A 19,076-nucleotide genomic window follows, 5' to 3' on the forward strand; every position below is an offset into this window, starting at 1 on the left:
GGCGACTCGGTGCTGCTCACGATGTCAGCGAAAGTTTCAGAATCGCCCGTCAGCCTTGACCAAACAGGGAATCATCGCCTCGATGCTGGGCCGCAATATATGCAGCTTCGGCGAATTAGCGATATATTTCCGGGATGACAAAATCGTGTCCGCCCGATCCTAAAACCGTTCCCGAGCCCACCACATGGGACGCGCGGCTCGCACGCCGCCTCGTCACGCCGCTCGTCGGCACGCCGGTAACGCCCAATCACCTGACCACGCTGCGCCTCGTTATCGGTCTGGCCGGGGCGTACTATTTGTCGCTCGGCCAGTTCTGGATGTGCACGCTAGGCGCGCTCCTGATCGCACTGTCGAATCTCGTCGATCACACCGACGGCGAACTCGCGCGCATCAGCGGACAGTCCAGCAAGATCGGCCACTTCTATGACCTCGCGTGCGACGCGCTCGTGACCGTGTTGCTGTTTCTCGGCATCGGGTTTTATGTCGCCGTGCACCATCCGTCGATGATCGTGCCCGCGCAATGGCTCGGCGGCATTGCGGGCGTGGCGGTCGCGCTGATCTTTTTTCTGCGCATGCGTGTCGAGTCGATGGTCGGCAAGTCCGGCACGAAGCAGGCGTCGATGGGCGGATTCGAAACGGAAGACGTGTTGTATCTGCTGCCGGTCGTGACCATCCTGAATGGCATGACGCCGTTTCTGGTCGCGTCGGCGATCGGCGCGCCGCTCTTCGCCATTTATGTGGCGGTGGACTATCAGCGCGTGACCGCGCAGTTGAAACGCCGTGCGCAGGCCACCCACGCAAAAGACGACAAAGATTTTCAGGCGGTGAGATGAGCGATACGGCAACTCCGGACAGCACGCTGACGCAACCGGCGCATGGGGCTGCGGCGACCCGCCCGTCGAAGCGCGACATCGATTCGACCATGAACGCGCGGCTCGCCGCGCTGCAAACGCCGAAGCTGCGCGACGAATACGGCCAGCAAGGCTCGTTTCTCTACATCGAAGATTTTTTGCCGCGCGACTACACGGAGCGGCTGATTGCCGCCGTGCATGACGTGATGCCGTCCGTGAACCGCAACTATCTGCCGGGTCACAAGGCGGGCGGAAGCGTGAGCCGCCATACGCTCGACAAGCTCGCGCCGTTCATCGCGGATTTGTATCGTTCGGAAGCGCTCATCAAGTGGCTGGAGACGATCACCGGCGACAAGCTGCAACTTTCGCCGGAAGACGATCCGCACGCCTACGCGCTGTACTTCTACACACGTCCGGGCGACCACATCGGCTGGCATTACGACACGTCGTATTACGACGGCCGGCGCTACACGCTCCTGCTCGGCGTGATCGACGATTCGTCCTGCAAGCTCGACTACGAACTGCACACGAAGACGCCCGGGGTTCCGGATCAGCCGGGCTCGGTGCAGTATCCGCCCGGCGCGTTCGTGTTCTTCGATGGCGACAAGCTGCGCCATCGCGTCACGCCGCTCGGCGAGAACGAGATGCGCGTGTCGCTCACGTTCGAGTACGTGACGAATCCGACCATGCGCCCGTTCCAGCGCTTCATCTCGAACATGAAGGACTCGATCGCGTATTTCGGGTTCAGGCAGGTCTTTCGCCGCAAGGGCGGCACGAACGGACAGGCATGAGCCGCGCCGGCACATTCCTGCTGTCGGTCGGCGTGGTGCTGTTCATCGCGCTGCTCGGCTGGCAAGGCTTCGGCTCCGTTGCATCGACGCTTGCCGCGGCGGGCTGGGGGCTGGTCGCGGTCGCGGCCTTTCACTTCGTGCCGCTCGTCATCGATGCCGTCGCGATCAGCGTGCTCTTCGCCGACCGTCAGCGCGACGTGTCACTGCTCGACGCCTTGCTCGCGCGCTGGGCCGGCGAATCGGTAAACAGCCTGATGCCCGCAGGCCAGATCGGCGGGCCGATGCTGATGGTCCGCTATCTCGCGCAGCGCGGCATGCGCGCGCGAGACGCGGCCGCGGTCATCACCGTCAGCACGACGATGCAGACCGTCGCGCAACTGATCTTCGCGCTGATCGGCGTCGTCCTGCTGACGGGTTATGCGGCGGGCGGCTCGTCGTCGACCGTGACGATCGCGGTGCTGTCGGTGATCGGCGTGATCGGCCTCATGATCTTCGGTTTCTATCTCGCGCAGCGGCGCGGTCTCTTCGGCCGCGCGATGCGCTTCGCGTCGGGCATCGCCGCGAAATTCTCGGCCAAACGCGACTGGTCGTCGCTCGTGACGCGCGCCGAAGCCGTCGATGCCGCCGTGCACGAGATGTATCGCGAGCGCGGCAAGGTGGCGTCGAGCTTCGGGTTGAGTTTCATCGGCTGGATCGTCGGCACGGGCGAAGTGTGGCTCGCGCTGCATCTGCTCGGCCATCCGGTCGGCTGGACGGAAGCCCTGCTGCTGGAAAGTCTCGGCCAGGCGATCCGCGGCGCGGCCTTCGCGATTCCCGGCTCGCTCGGCGTGCAGGAAGGCGGCTATCTGCTGCTCGCGCGTCTGGTCGGCCTGCCGCCCGAGGCGGCGCTCGCGCTGTCGCTCGCCAAGCGCGCGCGCGAACTGCTGCTCGGCGTGCCGGGCATCGTCTATCTGCATTTCGTTGAAAAAGGCTGGCAGCGCCGCCGTCTCGCGCGCGTGCCGGATATCGACTGACCCACCCACGAAGGGAACCAAGCATGCGCGCAATTATTCTTGCGGCCGGGATGGGCTTGCGCCTCGTTCAGCCCGAAGGCCAGCAAAAGCCAAAATGTCTGCTCCGTTTTGGCGATGCATCGCTGCTCGAACGTCATCTGCACTTTTTGAAAGCCGCCGGCGTCGATGAAGTCGTCTTCGTGACCGGCTTCAAGAGCGAGCAGATCGAAGCGGAGCTCGCATCCATCGACTGGAAGCCGAAGACCGAGATCGTCGTCAACGAGGAATTCACGCTCGGCAGCGTGCTATCCGTGCATACCGCGCGCGACGCGATGACGCGCGGCGGCGATGTCCTGCTGATGGACGCCGACGTGCTCTACGACGAACGCATCTTCGATCCGCTCGTCGCGGGCGGCGCGGTGAATCGCCTGCTGATCGATCGCGACTTCGAAGCCGGCGACGAACCGGTGAAGCTGTGCGTCGAGAATGGCGTGCCGGTCGAACTGCGCAAGCAGGTCGCGGCGGGTCTGAAGTACGACACCATCGGCGAATCGGTGGGCTTCTTCCGCTTCGACGAGAAAGCGGCCACGCGCCTCGCCGAAATCTGCGCCGATTATGTGGCGACGGGCCGTGCGAAGATGCCGCACGAAGAAGCGGTGCGCGACCTGTTGCTGGAAAAGTCCCACGTGTTCGATATCGCCGACGTGACCGGCGCACCGTGGATCGAAATCGATTTTCAGAACGACGTGAAGCGCGCGGCCGATGAAGTGCTGCCGCAGTTGAACGCGCTGCGTCAGTTTGCAGGAGCCTCTCAACAATGAACGCACCCGGAAACATTCCCGTCGGCTATTCGCGCACCATGCGCCTGCGCGAGATGCTGCAAAGCAATCGCCTCGAATTTTTGATGGAGGCGCACAACGGCATTTCGGCGCGCATCGCGAAGGAAGCCGGCTTCAAGGCGATCTGGGGCTCGGGCCTGTCGATCTCCGCGCAGTTCGGCGTGCGCGACAACAACGAAGCGAGCTGGACGCAGGTCGTCGACAACCTCGAATTCATGGCCGACGCCAGCGATCTGCCGATCCTGCTCGACGGGGACACCGGCTACGGCAACTTCAACAACGTGCGCCGTCTCGTGAGGAAGCTGGAGCAGCGCGGCATCGCGGGCGTGTGCATCGAGGACAAGCAGTTTCCGAAGACCAACAGCTTCATCAACGGCGAAGCGCAGCCGCTCGCCGACATCGACGAGTTCTGCGGCAAGATCAAGGCCGGCAAGGATTCGCAGAGCGATCCGAACTTTTCGATCGTCGCGCGCGTGGAAGCGCTGATCGCCGGCTGGGGGATGGAAGAAGCGCTCAAGCGCGCCGAGGCGTATCGCCTGGCGGGCGCGGACGCGATCCTGATCCACAGCAAGCTGTCGAAGCCCGACGAGATTCTGACCTTCGCGCGCGAGTGGGCGGGCCGCGGTCCGCTCGTCATCGTGCCGACGAAGTACTACAGCACGCCGACCGACGCGTTCCGTCAGGCCGGTATCAGCTGCGTGATCTGGGCGAACCATCTGATCCGCGGCGCCGTATCCGCGATGCAGGCGATCGCGAAGGAAATCCACGACAGCGAGACGCTCGTGAACGTGGAAGACCGCATCGCGTCGGTGAACGAGATCTTCCGTCTGCAGGACGCCGACGAGTATTCGGCTGCCGAAAACATCTACCTGAGCGCGGCCAACGAAAAGCGCAGCGCGATCGTGCTCGCGGCGAGCCGGGGCGCGGGCCTCGAGGCGCTGACCGAAGCGCGTCCGAAGGTGATGCTGCCAGTCGCCGGCAAGCCGCTTCTGCGGCATCTCGTCGAGGCGTTCAAGAAGGAAAGCATCAACGACATCACCGTGGTCGGCGGTTATCGGGCCGATGCGATCGAGAAGGGCGGCATCCGTCTCGTCGTCAACGAGCGCCATGACACCACGGGCGAGCTCGCATCGCTCGCGTGCGCCGTCGGGCACATGAACGGCGACACCGTGATCTCCTACGGCGACCTGCTGTTTCGCAGCTACATCCTGCGCGACCTGACCGAATCGGACAGCGATTTCTGCGTGGTCGTCGATTCGTCGCAGGCGCCGGAGGCGGGCGCCGCCGCGACCGATTTTGCGTACTGCTCGACCGCCGACGACCGCGCGCTGTTCGGCCAGAAAGTGTGGCTCGACGGCGTGGTCGGCGCGGGGCAGGCGCTCACGGACGGCCGCGCGCCGCAAGGCCGCTGGATGGGCCTCATCAAGGTGCGCGCCGGCGCGCGCGAACGCCTGCTCGCGACGCTCGGCACGCTGCAACAGCGCCCGGATTTCGACAAACTCGACATGGCCGCGCTGCTCAACGCGCTGATCGCCGCGGGGCAGAAGATCGAAGTGCAATACGTGCACGGCCACTGGCGCGGCGTCAACGACCTCGACGATTTCCGTCGCGCGGGCGATTTCGCCCACGGGCAGAGCCCCATCGGCTCGGAAGGAACGGAGAACGCCCGTGATTGAGGCCGCCCAGTTCGTCGAGGCCGCGCGCGAGCGCGGTTTCGACTGGTACGCGGGCGTGCCTTGCTCGTTTCTCACGCCCTTCATCAATTACGTGTTGCAGGACGAATCGCTGCACTATGTGTCGGCGGCGAACGAGGGCGATGCGGTCGCGCTGATCGCGGGGGTCGAACTGGGCGCAAGTCGCAAGCGCAGAGGCATCGCGATGATGCAGAACTCCGGCCTCGGCAATGCGGTGAGCCCGCTGACGTCGCTGACATGGACGTTCCGTCTGCCGCAATTGCTGATCGTCACATGGCGCGGCCAGCCGGGCGTTCATGACGAGCCGCAGCACGCGCTGATGGGCCCGATCACCCCGCAGATGCTCGAGACGATGGAGATTCCGTGGGAGCTGTTCCCGACGGAAGCCGACCAGATCGGCCCGGCGCTCGATCGCGCGACGCAGTACATGGACAGCACCGGCCGCCCGTATGCGCTCGTCATGCAGAAGGGCAGCGTCGCGCCTTTCGAATTGAAGAACACGGGTTTGTCGGGCGTGCGCGTCAACGCGCATCCCGCAACGGTGGAGCGCTTCGAAGGCGAGCGCGTGACGCGCCACGAGGCATTGCGCCAGGTCATCGCCAACACGCCCAAGGATTCGACGGTCGTGCTCGCATCGACCGGCTTCTGCGGCCGCGAGCTCTACGCGATCGACGACCGCGAGAACCAGCTCTATCTCGTCGGCTCGATGGGCTGTGTCACGCCGATGGCGCTCGGCCTTGCGCTCTCGCGTCCCGACCTGCGCGTCGTCGCGCTCGACGGCGACGGCGCGGCGCTCATGCGCATGGGCGTCTTCGCGACGCTCGGCGCGTACGGTCCGTCGAATCTGGTTCACCTGCTGCTCGATAATGGCGCGCACGAATCGACGGGCGGCCAGGCGACGGTTTCGCGCGCAGTCGATTTTGCATCGATCGCGTCGGCGTGCGGCTACGCGCTCGCGCTCGACGGTGACGATATCGGCGTGATCGATCGTCTTTTCGATGCGAAAGATGTGAACGGCGCGCGTTTCGCGCGTCTGTCGATCAGGACGGGCACGCCGGGCGATTTGCCGCGCCCGAAGATCACGCCCGAGGACGTGCGTGCGCGCTTGCAACAACACATTGGAGGCCGTTGATGCTGCTGCTCAATCCCGGTCCTGTCACGCTGAGCGAACGCGTGCGCAAGAGCCTGCTGCAAACCGACTTGTGCCATCGCGAGCCGGAGTTTTTCGACTTGCAGGATGAGGCGCGCAAGCGTCTCGTCGCCGCTTACGAACTCGATCCGTCCGTCTGGAGCGCCGTGCTGATGACGGGTTCGGGCACCGCCGCGGTCGAAAGCATGATCGCCGGTCTCGTGCCGGAAGGCGGGCGCTTGCTCGTCGTCGAAAACGGCGTGTATGGCGATCGCATCGCGCAGATCGCAAAGCAATACGGCATCGAGTACGAGGTCGCCAAATACGAGTGGATGCAGGCGCCGGATATCGACGCGATCATCGCGCTGCTCGACAGCAAGCCGTTCACGAACGTCGCGATCATCCATCACGAAACGACCACCGGCCGCCTGAACGCGATCGATCAGTTGTCCCGCGCGTGCAAGGAGCGCGGCCTCGGCCTGCTGCTCGACGCGGTGAGCAGCTTCGGCGCCGAAGCGATCGACTTCGACGGCGGCGGCATCGCCGCGATCGCCGCGACCGCGAACAAGTGCCTGCACGGCGTGCCGGGCGCGGCGTTCGTCATCGCGCGCCGCGATGCGCTGGCGAAGTCGGCGAGCCGCAACTACTACCTCGGCATCGCGCGTCTCGCAAAGTTGCAGGACGAGCGCAATACGCCGTTCACGCCGTCGGTGCATGCGTATTACGCGCTCGTCGAAGCGTTGCGCGAGTTCGAAGAGGAAGGCGGCTGGCGCGCGCGTCACGCGCGGTATGCAAAGCTCGCGGAGCAGGTCCGCTCGGGACTGGCTGCGCTCGGCATCGACAGCGCGTTGTCGCCCGAGGAGTCGTCGGTCGTGCTGCGGGCGTACCGGCTGCCTGCGGGCGTCACGTACGACAAGCTGCACGATGCGCTCAAGGCGAAAGGCTTCGTGATCTATGCGGGGCAGGGCGGGTTGTCGAAGGAACTGTTCCGCATTTCGACGATGGGCGCGGTCGATGCCAACGACATGGACCGGCTGATCTCGTCGTTCGTCGAGTTGCTGCGCTGAGTCGCGAGCCGCTCACTGCTTGCAAAAAATCGCCGTAATGAAGGGCGCGACGTGGTGCACATCCGCGTCGCTGCCCGCGGCGCGCACCTGCTGTTCGACCTCTTTATCGCCGCCCCACACGACCGCGCCGTAAGCGGAATCGGCGATCGGCTCGCCCTTGCCGGGCCTGAAGATCGGGTCGTCCTTCTGGTAGGCGACGACCACATAGACCTTGAAGCCATAAGCCGTCAGCGTCGCGCCTTTCACGGGCTTGAACGCGTTGACGGAGTTCGGCTCCACGCGCATCGGCCTGGTTTCCAGCAGTCCGTCTCGCTGCAACGGCGCGACGAAATCATGCGCGGTCGATTTGCAGTCGAGTTGCGCATCGATCGGCTTCGCATGCGCGAGCGCACCGAGCGACGCGAGCGTCACGGTCAGCGCGATTCGGGAGGTTCGGGCGACGTGCTTCATGTTGACACGATGTTCAGGACAGCTTGCACTTTAACGAGATTGCAATAAATCTGCACGAAACATCGAGCGAATCGTCGTGGCGCGTGGTCGATCCAACGAAAAAAGCGGCCCGCAGGCCGCTCATCGGATGAAGCGTCGAGGGCGCGTCAGGCCGCCAGCTCCAGCTTCGCCGTGTTGCGCGTGTCGCGCGAATGCACGCGCTTGCCGGCTGCGTAGGTTTCGAACACCGCGCGATCGTCGCCGAGCAGCGCGAACGCGAACAGCAGTTCTTCCAGCGATTCCGTGCGTGAGGTGCGGCGCGCGAGCAGCGGCGTCGCGTTCGGATCGAGCACGACGAAGTCCGCTTCGCTGCCGGGGCGAAGCGTGCCGATCCTGTCGTCGAGTTCGAGCACTTGTGCGGCGCCCGTCGTGGCGAGCCAGAACATGCGCGTCGCGGTCAGATGATGGCCGGTCAGGCGCGCGACCTTGTGCGCTTCGTTCATCGTCTGCAGCATGGAGAACGACGTGCCGCCGCCCACGTCCGTCGCGAGCGCCACGGGCATGTTCGACGCGCCCGCCTTCTCGAAGTCGAACAGGCCGCTGCCGAGGAACAGATTCGATGTCGGGCAGTGCGATGCCACCGCGCCCGTTTCCGCCATGCGCTCGCGATCGCGGTCATCGAGATAAATGCAGTGGCCGTACACCGCCCGGCGACGCAAGAGTCCGTAGTGATCGTAAATGTCGAGATAGCTGCGATGCCCCGGAAAGAGGCTCTCGACCCATTTGATCTCATCCGTGTTTTCCGCGACGTGGCTCTGGATGAACACGTCCTGATGCTGCTGCGCGAGCGCGCCGCACGCTTCGAGTTGCGCTTGCGTCGATGTCGGCGCGAAACGCGGCGTCAGCGCGTAATGCTGACGGCCGCGGCCATGCCAGCGCGCGATGAGTTCCGCGCTGTCGTCGTAGCCGGATTGCGCCGTGTCGCGCAGAAACTCGGGGCAGTTGCGATCCATCAGCACCTTGCCCGCGACCATGCGCAGATTGCGCGCCTCGCTTTCGGTGAAGAACGCATCGGCGGATTGCTTGTGCACCGTGCAGTAGACGAGCGCCGTCGTCGTGCCGCAGGCGAGCAGTTCGTCGATGAAAAAGCTCGCCGTTTCACGCGCGACCGCCGGATTCTCGAAGCCGCGCTCCGTCGGAAACGTGTACGTGTTGAGCCACGGCAGCAGCCCCGGCGCGGGCGACGCGATCATGTCCGTCTGCGGATAGTGAATGTGCGAGTCGATGAAACCCGGCGCGATCAGCTTGTCGCGCATGGTGTGGACGGTCGCGTCGGGGCTGAGCCGCTCGCGCAGCGACGCATACGCGCCTGCCGCGACCACTTTGCCGTCCTCGACGATCAGAAGGCCATCGGCCTCGTAGACCGCGCCGTCAGCGGCATGCGCGGGATCTTCCCGAAAGGTCAGCAACTGGGCGCGGTAGGCGGTTTGAGTCATGATGCAACGTCTCCGTTTCTGGGTTTAAAGCTGTGAAAGCAGCACTAGAGAAAAGGCAGCGATGATCCACATCGCCGGCTTGATTTCCTTCGCGCGCCCCGTGGCCGACTTCAGCACGACGAACGCGAGAAAGCCGTACGCGACGCCATCGGTGATCGAGTAGGTCAGCGGGATCAGGATCATCGCGAGGAACGCGGGAATGGCTTCATCGAAGCGATGCCATTCGATCTGCGTGATCGCTTCCATCATGAACACGCCGACGAGCACGAGCGCGGGCGCGGTCGCGATCGCCGGAACGAGCGACAGGAGCGGCGAGAGAAACAGGAAGGGCAAAAAGCACAGGCCCGCGACGACGGCGACGAGGCCCGTGCGCCCGCCCGCAGAAATGCCTGCCGCCGATTCGATATACGCGTTCGCCGGGCTCGTGCCGAGCGGCGCGGAAACGAGCGCGGCGAAGGAATCGACCATCATCGACTGGCGGATGTTGCGCGGATTGCCGTCCGAGTCGTAAAGCTTGCCTGCTTCGGATATCGCCATGAACGTGGAGAGCGCGTCGAAGAACGACGTGAACAGCATCACGAAGATGAACGGCCAGTAGACGACCTTCAGCGAGCCGACGAGATCGAGCTGGCCGATCGCGGAAAAATCCGGCGCGGCGAACAGCCCGTTCCAGTTGACGAGCGTCTTCGTGGCGATCGCGGCGGGCCAGTATGCGGTGCCGTCGCCCCAGAAGCGGCCGATCGGAATCGAGATGACGGTCGTGAACACGATGCCGAGCATCAGCGCGCCGGTGACCTTGCGGGCGACGAGAATCGTCGTGACCGCGAGACCGATCAGGAACGTGATGACGACGGGATTCAGCGACGCCGAATGCACGATTGTCACCGGGTCGCCGACGACGAACTTCGCGTTCACGAGGCCGATGAGGCTGATGAACAGACCGATGCCGCACGACACCGCGTGCCGCAGATTCGCGGGAATCGCATCGACGACGAGCTTGCGCGCGTTGAACACCGCGAGCACCGCGAAGATCACGCCGGACCAGAACACGCAGCCGAGCGCGGTTTGCCACGGCATTTTGCCGCCGTGAACCATGACGAACGCGAAGAGCGCGTTCATGCCCATGCCGGGCGCGACGAGCACCGGATTGCGCGCGTAGAGGCCCATCGCGCAACTGCCGAGAAAGCTGACGATGACGGTCGCCGTCAGCGCGGCCGGAAACGGCACGCCCGCCGCCGACAAAATGCCCGGATTGACGACGATGATGTACATCGCCGTGAGGAACGTCGTGATGCCTGCGACGATTTCCGTCTTCGTGCGCGAGCCCGCGGCGCGAATGCCGAAGAAGCGCTCGAGCGCGGTCGCGTCGCGTTGTGGAGTTGTTGCTGTGGTTTCCATGCTTGTTCTTTACTGCTTCCAGTGCTGATCCAGGCGCGCGACCATTGCGTCGCGTTCTTCTTCGGTGACGAACGAGGCTTCCAGGCTGTTCTTCAACAGCGTGTAGACCTCGTGATCGGTGAGCTTCAGCGCGTCGACGATCGCGAAGTAATTCGCGTTGACGTAGCCACCGAAGTACGCGGGATCGTCGGAGTTGATCATCACCGCGACGCCTTGGTCCAGCAGGTCTTTCAGCGTGTGCTTCGTCATGTCGTCGAACACGCAGAGCTTGATGTTCGAGAGCGGGCACACGGTCAGTGCGATGCGCGCATCCGCGAGACGCGCGACGAGCGCCGCGTCCTCGATGCTGCGCACGCCGTGATCGACGCGATCCACCTTCAGCAGATCGAGCGCTTCATAGACATACGAGGGCGGCCCTTCCTCGCCCGCATGCGCGACGAGCTTCAGGCCGCGCTCACGCGCCTTCGCGAACACGCGCTCGAACTTCGAGGGCGGATGCCCGCGCTCCGACGAATCCAGCCCGACACCGATCAGCCGATGCGCGTACTTGTCGAACAGCGGCAATGCGCTTTCATAGGTCGCGAGCGCGTCCTCTTCAGAAAGATGGCGCAGGAAACAGAGAATCAGCTTGCTCGAAAGACCGCGCTTCTCACCTTCGGCGAGTGCGGCCTCGATGCCCGCGACGGCCGTTTCGATCGATACGCCGCGTTCCGTGTGCGTCTGCGGATCGAAGAAGATTTCCGCGTGCGCGACGTGGTCCGCGAGCGCGCGCTCGACATACGCCATCGTCATGTCGTAGAAATCATGCTCGGTGAGCAGCACGCTCGCGCCCGCGTAGTAGATGTCGAGGAACGATTGCAGGTCGGTGAACGCGTAGGCGGCGCGCAGCGCCTCGATCGAGTCGTACGCGAGCTTCACGTTGTTGCGCTTCGCGAGCGCGAAAATGAGCTCGGGTTCGAGCGACCCTTCGATATGGATATGCAGCTCGGCTTTCGGCGCGCGTGCAATCTTGTCGGCGAGTGTGGGATTCATGTGGGCTTTGTTGTGATGGGGCTACGGTTGTGCCTGTGGGTCAGGCGGTCTGTTGCGACGACGCGTGGCTCGAAGCGTTGGCTTCGACCGCCTGCAGCAGTTGGGCTGCCGCTGCAACGGCGATCACTTCGGGCGCCTTGTCGACGATGCCGTCGATGCCGATCGGACACACCATCCTCGCGATGCGCGCGGGGTCGATCCCGCGCGCCGCGAGCCGATGCTCGAACTGCTTCTTCTTCGCAAACGAGCCGATCATGCCGAAGAACGCGAAGTCGCCGCGTCTGAGAATGCACTCCGCCAGCGCGAGATCCACCGTGTGGTTGTGCGTCATCACGATGAAGTACGCGTTGGGCGGCGCATTGTCGACGGCTTCATCGGGCGCGCCGTTCGGCTCGATCGTTACGTTTTCCGGCACGGACTGCGGCGCGGCGAACTGGCCGAAGCCGGCGGCGTCCCGCTCGTCGACCCAGGTGACGTGACAGGGCAGCGTCGCGAGCACGCGCACGAGCGCCGCGCCAACGTGTCCCGCGCCGAACAGCACGACCTGGAAATCGCGCGGCGCGATGGTTTCGGTCAGGAGCGCGCCGCTCTCGTCGAAACCGGCGCCGTCCCACAAGAGGCAGTCGGCGTCGGTCGCGCCCGGTTCGGGGTCGGAGAGCATGACGGCATCGGGCATCGGCGCGAACGAGACGCTGCGCACGGTCGACAAACCCTGCGCGGTGCGCTTCGCAAGCGTCGTCACCCAGTTCAGATCGGATACGTCGAGCCGCTCGAACGCCAGCACGACCGCGCCGCCGCAGCACTGGCCGAGGCTCGGGCCCAGAGCGAAACGCTCCAGCCGCCTCATGCGCGGGCTGCGCATGCCGTCCTTCAGCACTTGCCGTGCGGTCTCGATGGCCTTCCATTCCAGATGGCCGCCGCCGATCGTGTAGCGCGCGTCCTCGCGCGTGACGATCATCTTCGTGCCCGGCTCGCGCGGCGCGGAGCCTTCGACACGCGCGACCGTCACGAGCACGACGGCGTCGCCGTGCGCGAGCAGGTGTTGCAGGTCGTTCAGCCAAACTTGCATCGGTGAGCTCCAGAAATGTCGGTTTGCGTCGTTGCAGGCGTTAGTTTACCGGGGCCGCTTCCTCCGCCTCGACAGAGAGCGCGTCAAGAATTGCCTCCGGCGTCGCCGGCGCGCGCAGTTTGGGCGCATCGGTTGAATCGGGGGAAACCGATGCGATCGCCGCGCGTATCGCGAGCAGCACCGAAAACGACAGCAGGAGCGGCGGCTCGCCGACGGCTTTCGAACGGAAAATCGTCGGCTCCGCGTTGTCATTTCGATAGAGCGCGACGTTGAAGATCGCGGGCGCGTCGCTGACGGCCGGGATCTTGTAGGTCGACGGCGCATGCGTCATCAGGCGTCCGTCGCGGTTCCACCACAGTTCTTCGGTCGTGAGCCAGCCCATGCCCTGGATGAAGCCGCCTTCCACCTGGCCGATATCGATCGCCGGATTGATCGAGCGTCCCGCGTCATGCAGCAGATCGGCGCGCAGGAGCTTCCACTCGCCGGTGAGCGTATCGACGACGACTTCCGACACCGCCGCGCCGTACGCGAAGTAATAGAACGGATGGCCTTGCAGCGTCTTCGCGTCCCAGTGCACTTTCGGCGTGGCATAGAAGCCGTCCGACCACAGTTGCACGCGCGCGAGATACGCGGCCGCGACGAGCTGATCGAACGGCATCTGCCCGCCGTTCACGTCCACGACGCCGCCGTGAAAGCGTACGTCGGCTGCATTGCCGCCGAGCTGCTTGACGACGAGCTCGGCGAGACGCGCGCGGATCGTGAGTGCCGCGGCTTCGGCGGCCTTGCCGTTCAGATCGCTGCCCGTCGATGCCGCCGTCGCCGATGTATTCGCGACCTTCGATGTGTCGGTCGCCGTGACGCGCACGCGCTGCAAGCCGACGCCGAACACGCTCGCGACGACCTGCGCGACCTTCGTGTTGAGGCCTTGTCCCATTTCGGTGCCGCCGTGATTGACGAGCACGGAGCCGTCCTTGTAGACGTGCACGAGCGCGCCCGCCTGGTTCAGGAACGGCACGTTGAACGAAATGCCGAACTTGACGGGCGTGAACGCGATGCCGCGCCTGAGCACGCCGTTTTTCGCGTTGAACGCGGCGACTTCGGTGCGGCGCTTCTGATACTCGCTCGACGCGACGAGTTCGTCGGTCAATGCCGCGATCACGTTGTCCGCGACCGGCTGACCGTAAGGCGTCACGTTGCGATCGCCGATGCCGTAATAGTTCGCGCGCCGCACGTCGAGCGGATCGCGTTTCAGCCGATGCGCGATCTCGTCTAGCATGACTTCCATCACGAGCGCGCCTTGCGGGCCGCCGAAGCCGCGAAACGCGGTGTTCGACTGCGTGTTGGTCTTGCAGCACAGCGCGCGGATCTCGACATCGCCCAGAAAGTACGCGTTGTCGAAGTGGCATACGGCGCGCGTGGCGACCGCACCGGACAGATCCGCCGAATAGCCGGCCCGCAACGCGATCTCGACGCGCACGCCGGCGATGCGCCCGTCGTCATCGAAGCCGCATTCGTATTCGTAGACCGCGTCGTGACGTTTGCCGGTGATCATGAAGTCGTCGTCGCGATCGGCGCGCAGCTTCACGGGACGCTTCAGCCAATGCGCCGCGAGCGACGCCACGCACGCGAACAGCGCCGATTGGGATTCCTTGCCGCCGAAGCCGCCGCCCATGCGCCGGCATTCGCACAGCACGGCGTGTGTCGGCCAGTCGAGCATGTGCGCGACGACCTGCTGCATCTCGCTCGGATGCTGCGTCGAGCTATGGACGAGCATGCCGTCCTGCTCTTTCGGAATCGCGTAGGCGACCTGTCCTTCGAGATAGAACTGCTCCTGCCCGCCGACTTCGAACTCGCCCGCGAGCCGATGTTTCGCCGATGCGATGCGCCCGGCCGCGTCGCCGCGACGCAAGTGCAGCGGCGGCAGGACGAACTGGTTGCGCGCCTTCGCTTCGCGCGGCGTCAGCACGGCTTCGAGCGGCTCGTAACGAACGACATCCTCGCTTTTCGCGAGCGCGGCGGCGCGGCGCGCCAGATCGTGACTCTCGGCGATGACCGCGAATACCGGCTGGCCGAGGTACTGCACGACATCGGCGGCGAGAATGGGATCGTCGTGCAGCACCGGGCCGCAATTGTTCTCGCCGGGAATGTCCGCGGCCGTGAGCACCGCGACGACGCCGGGCGCGGCGCGCACCGCGTCCAGATCCAGCGACACGATGCGCGCATGTGCGTGCCGCGACAGGCCGAGCGCCGCGTGCAGCGTGCCGCGCAACTCGGGGATGTCGTCGGTGTACACCGCTTCGCCGCTCACGTGCAGCGCCGCCGATTCGTGCGGCAGCGACGCGCCGGCGGCGTCGATATCCATCGGTTCGGTCAGTCGGTTCATGACGTTTCCTCCCCATGCGCGGCGTACGCGAAGGCATTCACTTCGGCGGGCGCGAGCGGCGCGTCCGGTCGCGTTTCCAGATAGAAGCGCCACAGTACGTTGCGCGCCACTTTCGCGCGATAGGCGCTCGACGCGCGCATGTCGGTGAGCGGCTGGAAATCGGCGTCGAGCGCGGTCATCGCGGCGCGTGCCGACGCTTCGTTCCACTCGCGCCCGATGAGCGCCGCCTCGGCCTGCGCCGCGCGTCTGGGCGTCGCCGCCATGCCGCCGAACGCGATGCGCGCATCCGTCACGCGATGGCTGTCGTCGAGCCAGATCGCGAACGCCGCGCACACCGCCGAAATGTCCTGGTCGTAACGCTTCGATACCTTGTACGTCCGAAAGCGCAACGCCGCGACCGGGCGCGGTACGCGAATCGCCGCGACGAATTCGCCGGCATCGAGCGCGGTCTTCTGATAGCCGAGATAGAACGCGTCGAGGCGCACCGTGCGGGTCTTGTCGGCCTTCTGCAGCACGAGTTGCGCATTCAGCGCGATGAGCGCCGGCATCGAATCGCCGATCGGCGAACCGTTCGCCACATTGCCGCCGAGTGTGCCCGCGTTGCGGATCGGCCGCGACGCGAACCGCGTCCACAGCTCGGCAAGCCCGGGATAGTCGGCGGCGAGCGCGGCATACGCGTCTTCGAGCGAGGCCGCCGCGCCGATCGTCAGCGTGTGCGCGTCGCGCTCGATCGTCTTCAGCTCGTCGACGTTGCCGATGTAGAGCAGTTCGCCGAGATCGCGGAACTGCTTCGTGACCCACAGGCCGACATCGGTGCTCCCCGCGAGCAGTCGCGCGTTCGGATGCGCGGCGCGCAACCGGGCGAATTCGGCGCGCGTGACGGGCGCGTGGAAGGTGTGCTGACCGGATGCATCGGACGCGCGATATTCGAACGTCTGCGTGCGCTTCAGTGCGATCAACTGTTGCGTGAGGGCGGCGGCATCGAAGGGCGGACGCGGATACTCGAACATGCGCTGCGCGGCATCGACGATCGGCCGATATCCCGTGCAGCGGCACAGATTGCCCGAGAGCGCGGCGGCGATTTCGTCGCGCGACGGCGGGCCTGCATCGCGCGGATGACGGTGATAGAGCGCCCACAGCGACATCACGAAGCCCGGCGTGCAAAAGCCGCATTGCGAGCCGTGACAGTCGATGAGCGCCTGCTGCACCGGATGCAGCGTGCCATCCGCGCCACGCAGATCTTCGACGGTGAAGAGGGCGCGGGAATCGAGCGTCGGCAGAAACTGGATGCACGCGTTGACGGCTTTGAGCGCGAGTGCCCCGCAAGCGTCGAGCTCGCCGATCACGACGGTGCATGCGCCGCAATCGCCTTCCGCGCAGCCTTCCTTCGTGCCGGTGCAAAGCGCATCCTCGCGCAGATGCTGAAGCACCGTGCGCGTGGCGGGCGCGCCGCCGATTTCGCGCACGGCGCCGCGTTGAAGGAAGCGGATGGTTTGCGTTGTCATGACTCAGGAAGACATTGCGGACCGGGCGCGCGTTACGCGGTTTCCGTTCGCTTCATGGGTTGGCGTGAGAAAACGCTCAGGCTGCCTTTGAACGAATCGGACTGCGCGCACGTAGATCGCCATCCAGACGCGACCTTAACACCCCAATATCCCAAAAATATTGTCGGGCACGTATCAAGATTATGCGGATGCGCTGATGCGGGAAAGGAGGAAGCGCGTAGTGCGCAGTGAAGCGGAGAAAACGGGCGGCGCGCGAATGTCGCCGCCCGGAACAAATTACCGGACCGTCGTGCGCAACTTGCGCTTCAAACGCACGCTCGCCGCGACCAGCACGAAAATCAGCACAAACGCGATGAGCGACCATTGCGGCAGAGACAGACCGAGAATCGGCGGATACGGCGTTTCGCACAGACCCGCGACCTTGAATACCTGCGGGAGCCAGCTTGCGGGCGGCAGACCGTCGACGATCGGCTGAAGCGCATCGAAACCGCAACTGAAGCCGGGATGTGATTGCACATAGACGTGGCGCGCGGCGGTGGCGGCGCCGCCGAGCGCCGAAATCGCGACGAGCGTTTCGAGCAGCGCAATGCCGCGCCAGTTACGGAAGGCCGCACCGAGAAACGCGAAAATCGCGACCAGCACGAAAAAATAGCGCTGGATGATGCACAGCGGGCAAGGATCTTCGCCATGGAAGAATTGCAGATACAGCGCGCCGCCGACGAGCCCGAGACTGACGAAACCGAGCAACACGAGCAGGCGGCGCTCGCGGCGCATCACCCGGTCGTCCTGATGCATCGTGAAGTGATTCAAAGAGTTGTTCATTATTTCTCAACGATTCGAGAAGGAAGCACCTGAGTTGCGCGGGGATCGCGGTGAATTCTAGCGCGAACGCCCGATGCGCGAAATCAGCCGCGATGTTCGGCCGCGATGTTCGGTCGCGATGGTCAGCTGTTTTTCAGGCGCTCAGCGGGTCGTCTCCAGCACCGCTTCGACGGCGCGCCCGATCGACAGCAGCGTGTCATCGGCGTTCGGCGCGCCTGCGAGCATCAGGCCGACGGGCGCCTCGCCGCGCGGATGGCAGGGCAGCGACAGCGCGCACGCATCGAGGAAGTTGAAGGCCGTCGGGTTGCGGAGAATCAGCGCATTGGTGCGCGTGAAGGCGTCGTCGTCCGTTTCCAGATCGGCGATGCGCGGCGGCAGCACCGGCACGGTCGGGCAGATGATCGCGTCGAAGCGCTGCCAGAGCGTCGTGCGGGCTTCTTCGATCATCGCGGCGCGCGCCTCGCACAAGTCGATGTAGTCCGCCGCGCTGGCCGCTTCGGCGCGCTTCAGACGCGCGAGCACGCGCGGGTCGTAATCGTTGCCGCGCTCAGCCATCAGCTTCCGATGCCACGCGTACGCCTCGATCGCCACGAGCGGATAGCGATTGATGTCAGGCAGCCGATCGAGGGGCGCGAAACGCACGTCTTCCACGAGCGCGCCCGCCGCGGCGAGGTGATTGACTGCGGCGGCGACCGCACTCGCGACGGGCGACTCGACGCCATCGGTCACGTAATTCGTGAGCACGCCGAGGCGCACGCCGTCGAGTGGGCGCGTGGCGGGCACACCGGGGTCGCGCCCGGCGAGAATGCGGTCGACGAGCGCGCAGCACGCGACCGAGACGCCGATGGGCCCGAACGAATCGAGCGTTTTCGAAAGCGGCACGCCGCCTTGCTTCGGAATGCGGCTCGCGGTCGGCTTGAAGCCGGTGAGGCCGCACAGCGCGGCGGGAATGCGGATGGAGCCGCCCGTGTCGGTGCCCAGCGCGACGGCGGCCATGCCGTCCGCGACCGACGCCGCCGCACCCGACGACGAGCCGCCCGCGATGCGCGCGTCGCCCGGCACGTCCGCATGCCACGGCGAGCGCGGCGTGCCGTAGTGCGGGTTCAGCCCGAGGCCGGAGAATGCGAACTCGCTCATGTTGGTGCGCCCGACGATCACCGCGCCCGCGCGGCGCAGGCGCGCGACGGCGATGGCGTCGGCCTTCGCGGGAGCGGCATCCTGCAACGCTTTCGAGCCGGCTCGCGTCACTTCGCCTTCGATATCGAAGAGATCCTTGATCGATACCGGAATGCCCGCGAGCGGCGAGAGCACGGTGCCGGCGCGGCGCAGCGCATCGTGGGCATCGGCGGCGGCGCGGGCGTGTTCGGCATCGACATGGAGGAATACGGTCGAGCCCTGTCCGGCAGGATCGGCGATGCGCTCGAGCGCCGCCTCGACGAGCGCGCGGCTCGTCGTGCGGCCGCGCTTCAGATCGGCGGCGAGTTGGGCGAGCGGGGCGAACTGCGGCGAAGTGGTCGGCATGGCGTCGGGCAGTGGCGTTGCCTGATGCGAGAAGGTCGGGCGCGCCCGGCGTTTCGCA

At 65.3% G+C, this 19,076-nt stretch carries 16 protein-coding genes; 7 read left to right on the forward strand and 9 right to left on the reverse strand.

The window, feature by feature from the left end; translation table 11 throughout:
* Positions 1–134 precede the first annotated feature (134 nt).
* The 7 genes from NCR38_RS03595 to NCR38_RS03625 are packed head-to-tail and all read left to right on the forward strand — an operon-like array spanning position 135 to position 7,363.
* Positions 135–833, forward strand: coding sequence for a CDP-alcohol phosphatidyltransferase family protein (locus tag NCR38_RS03595; RefSeq protein ID WP_061118858.1), 699 nt, complete (start codon positions 135–137; stop codon positions 831–833).
* Positions 830–1,642, forward strand: a complete 813-nt coding sequence (locus NCR38_RS03600) for a 2OG-Fe(II) oxygenase (RefSeq protein ID WP_061118859.1) — start codon at positions 830–832, stop codon at positions 1,640–1,642. Before NCR38_RS03595 ends, NCR38_RS03600 begins: the two co-directional genes overlap by 4 nt.
* On the forward strand, positions 1,639–2,655 hold the full coding sequence (locus NCR38_RS03605; RefSeq protein ID WP_250476431.1) for a flippase-like domain-containing protein: 1,017 nt from the start codon (positions 1,639–1,641) through the stop codon (positions 2,653–2,655). Before NCR38_RS03600 ends, NCR38_RS03605 begins: the two co-directional genes overlap by 4 nt.
* A 23-nt stretch (positions 2,656–2,678) precedes the next feature.
* Positions 2,679–3,455: an NTP transferase domain-containing protein gene (locus NCR38_RS03610; RefSeq protein ID WP_061118861.1), complete on the forward strand. Its 777-nt coding sequence runs from the start codon at positions 2,679–2,681 to the stop codon at positions 3,453–3,455.
* Positions 3,452–5,149, forward strand: a complete 1,698-nt coding sequence (gene aepX, locus NCR38_RS03615) for a phosphoenolpyruvate mutase (protein WP_061118862.1) — start codon at positions 3,452–3,454, stop codon at positions 5,147–5,149. The genes NCR38_RS03610 and aepX overlap by 4 nt, the downstream gene beginning before the upstream one ends.
* The gene (gene aepY / locus NCR38_RS03620; RefSeq protein WP_061118863.1) at positions 5,142–6,299 is read left to right on the forward strand and encodes a phosphonopyruvate decarboxylase; all 1,158 of its coding nucleotides are present in this window, start codon (positions 5,142–5,144) and stop codon (positions 6,297–6,299) included. Before aepX ends, aepY begins: the two co-directional genes overlap by 8 nt.
* Entirely contained in the window at positions 6,299–7,363 is a 1,065-nt protein-coding gene (locus tag NCR38_RS03625) for a 2-aminoethylphosphonate aminotransferase (RefSeq protein ID WP_061118864.1), read from the forward strand. Before aepY ends, NCR38_RS03625 begins: the two co-directional genes overlap by 1 nt.
* 12 nt (positions 7,364–7,375) lie before the next feature.
* On the opposite strand, the gene NCR38_RS03630 is transcribed toward NCR38_RS03625, so the two are convergent.
* The 9 genes from NCR38_RS03630 to NCR38_RS03670 all read right to left on the reverse strand — a co-directional run bounded on the left by NCR38_RS03630 (position 7,376) and on the right by NCR38_RS03670 (position 19,018).
* Entirely contained in the window at positions 7,376–7,813 is a 438-nt protein-coding gene (locus tag NCR38_RS03630; protein ID WP_061118865.1) for a hypothetical protein, read from the reverse strand.
* Positions 7,814–7,959: 146 nt separating this feature from the next.
* Positions 7,960–9,288, reverse strand: a complete 1,329-nt coding sequence (gene guaD, locus NCR38_RS03635) for a guanine deaminase (protein ID WP_061118866.1) — start codon at positions 9,286–9,288, stop codon at positions 7,960–7,962.
* Between the two features lie 24 nt (positions 9,289–9,312).
* Positions 9,313–10,686 carry an NCS2 family permease gene (locus tag NCR38_RS03640; protein ID WP_061118867.1) on the reverse strand — a complete coding sequence of 458 codons (1,374 nt, stop codon included), beginning with the start codon at positions 10,684–10,686 and terminating at the stop codon, positions 9,313–9,315.
* Between the two features lie 9 nt (positions 10,687–10,695).
* Positions 10,696–11,718: an adenosine deaminase gene (locus NCR38_RS03645; RefSeq protein WP_061118868.1), complete on the reverse strand. Its 1,023-nt coding sequence runs from the start codon at positions 11,716–11,718 to the stop codon at positions 10,696–10,698.
* A 40-nt stretch (positions 11,719–11,758) separates the two neighbouring features.
* Positions 11,759–12,787 (reverse strand): xanthine dehydrogenase accessory protein XdhC, encoded by a 1,029-nt coding sequence (gene xdhC / locus NCR38_RS03650; RefSeq protein WP_061118869.1) that lies wholly within the window; start codon positions 12,785–12,787, stop codon positions 11,759–11,761.
* A 40-nt stretch (positions 12,788–12,827) separates the two neighbouring features.
* Positions 12,828–15,170 carry a xanthine dehydrogenase molybdopterin binding subunit gene (gene xdhB, locus NCR38_RS03655; RefSeq protein ID WP_061118870.1) on the reverse strand — a complete coding sequence of 781 codons (2,343 nt, stop codon included), beginning with the start codon at positions 15,168–15,170 and terminating at the stop codon, positions 12,828–12,830.
* Positions 15,167–16,675, reverse strand: coding sequence for a xanthine dehydrogenase small subunit (xdhA, locus tag NCR38_RS03660; protein WP_250476432.1), 1,509 nt, complete (start codon positions 16,673–16,675; stop codon positions 15,167–15,169). The genes xdhB and xdhA overlap by 4 nt, the downstream gene beginning before the upstream one ends.
* Positions 16,676–16,951: 276 nt before the next feature.
* Positions 16,952–17,470 carry a disulfide bond formation protein B gene (locus NCR38_RS03665; RefSeq protein ID WP_061118918.1) on the reverse strand — a complete coding sequence of 173 codons (519 nt, stop codon included), beginning with the start codon at positions 17,468–17,470 and terminating at the stop codon, positions 16,952–16,954.
* A gap of 168 nt (positions 17,471–17,638) precedes the next feature.
* Complete coding sequence (locus NCR38_RS03670) at positions 17,639–19,018, reverse strand: amidase (protein WP_061118872.1); 1,380 nt, start codon at positions 19,016–19,018, stop codon at positions 17,639–17,641.
* Positions 19,019–19,076: the final 58 nt, after the last annotated feature.

Origin of the sequence: Caballeronia sp. INML1, from assembly GCF_023631085.1 — a bacterium.
GTDB lineage: Bacteria > Pseudomonadota > Gammaproteobacteria > Burkholderiales > Burkholderiaceae > Caballeronia > Caballeronia turbans.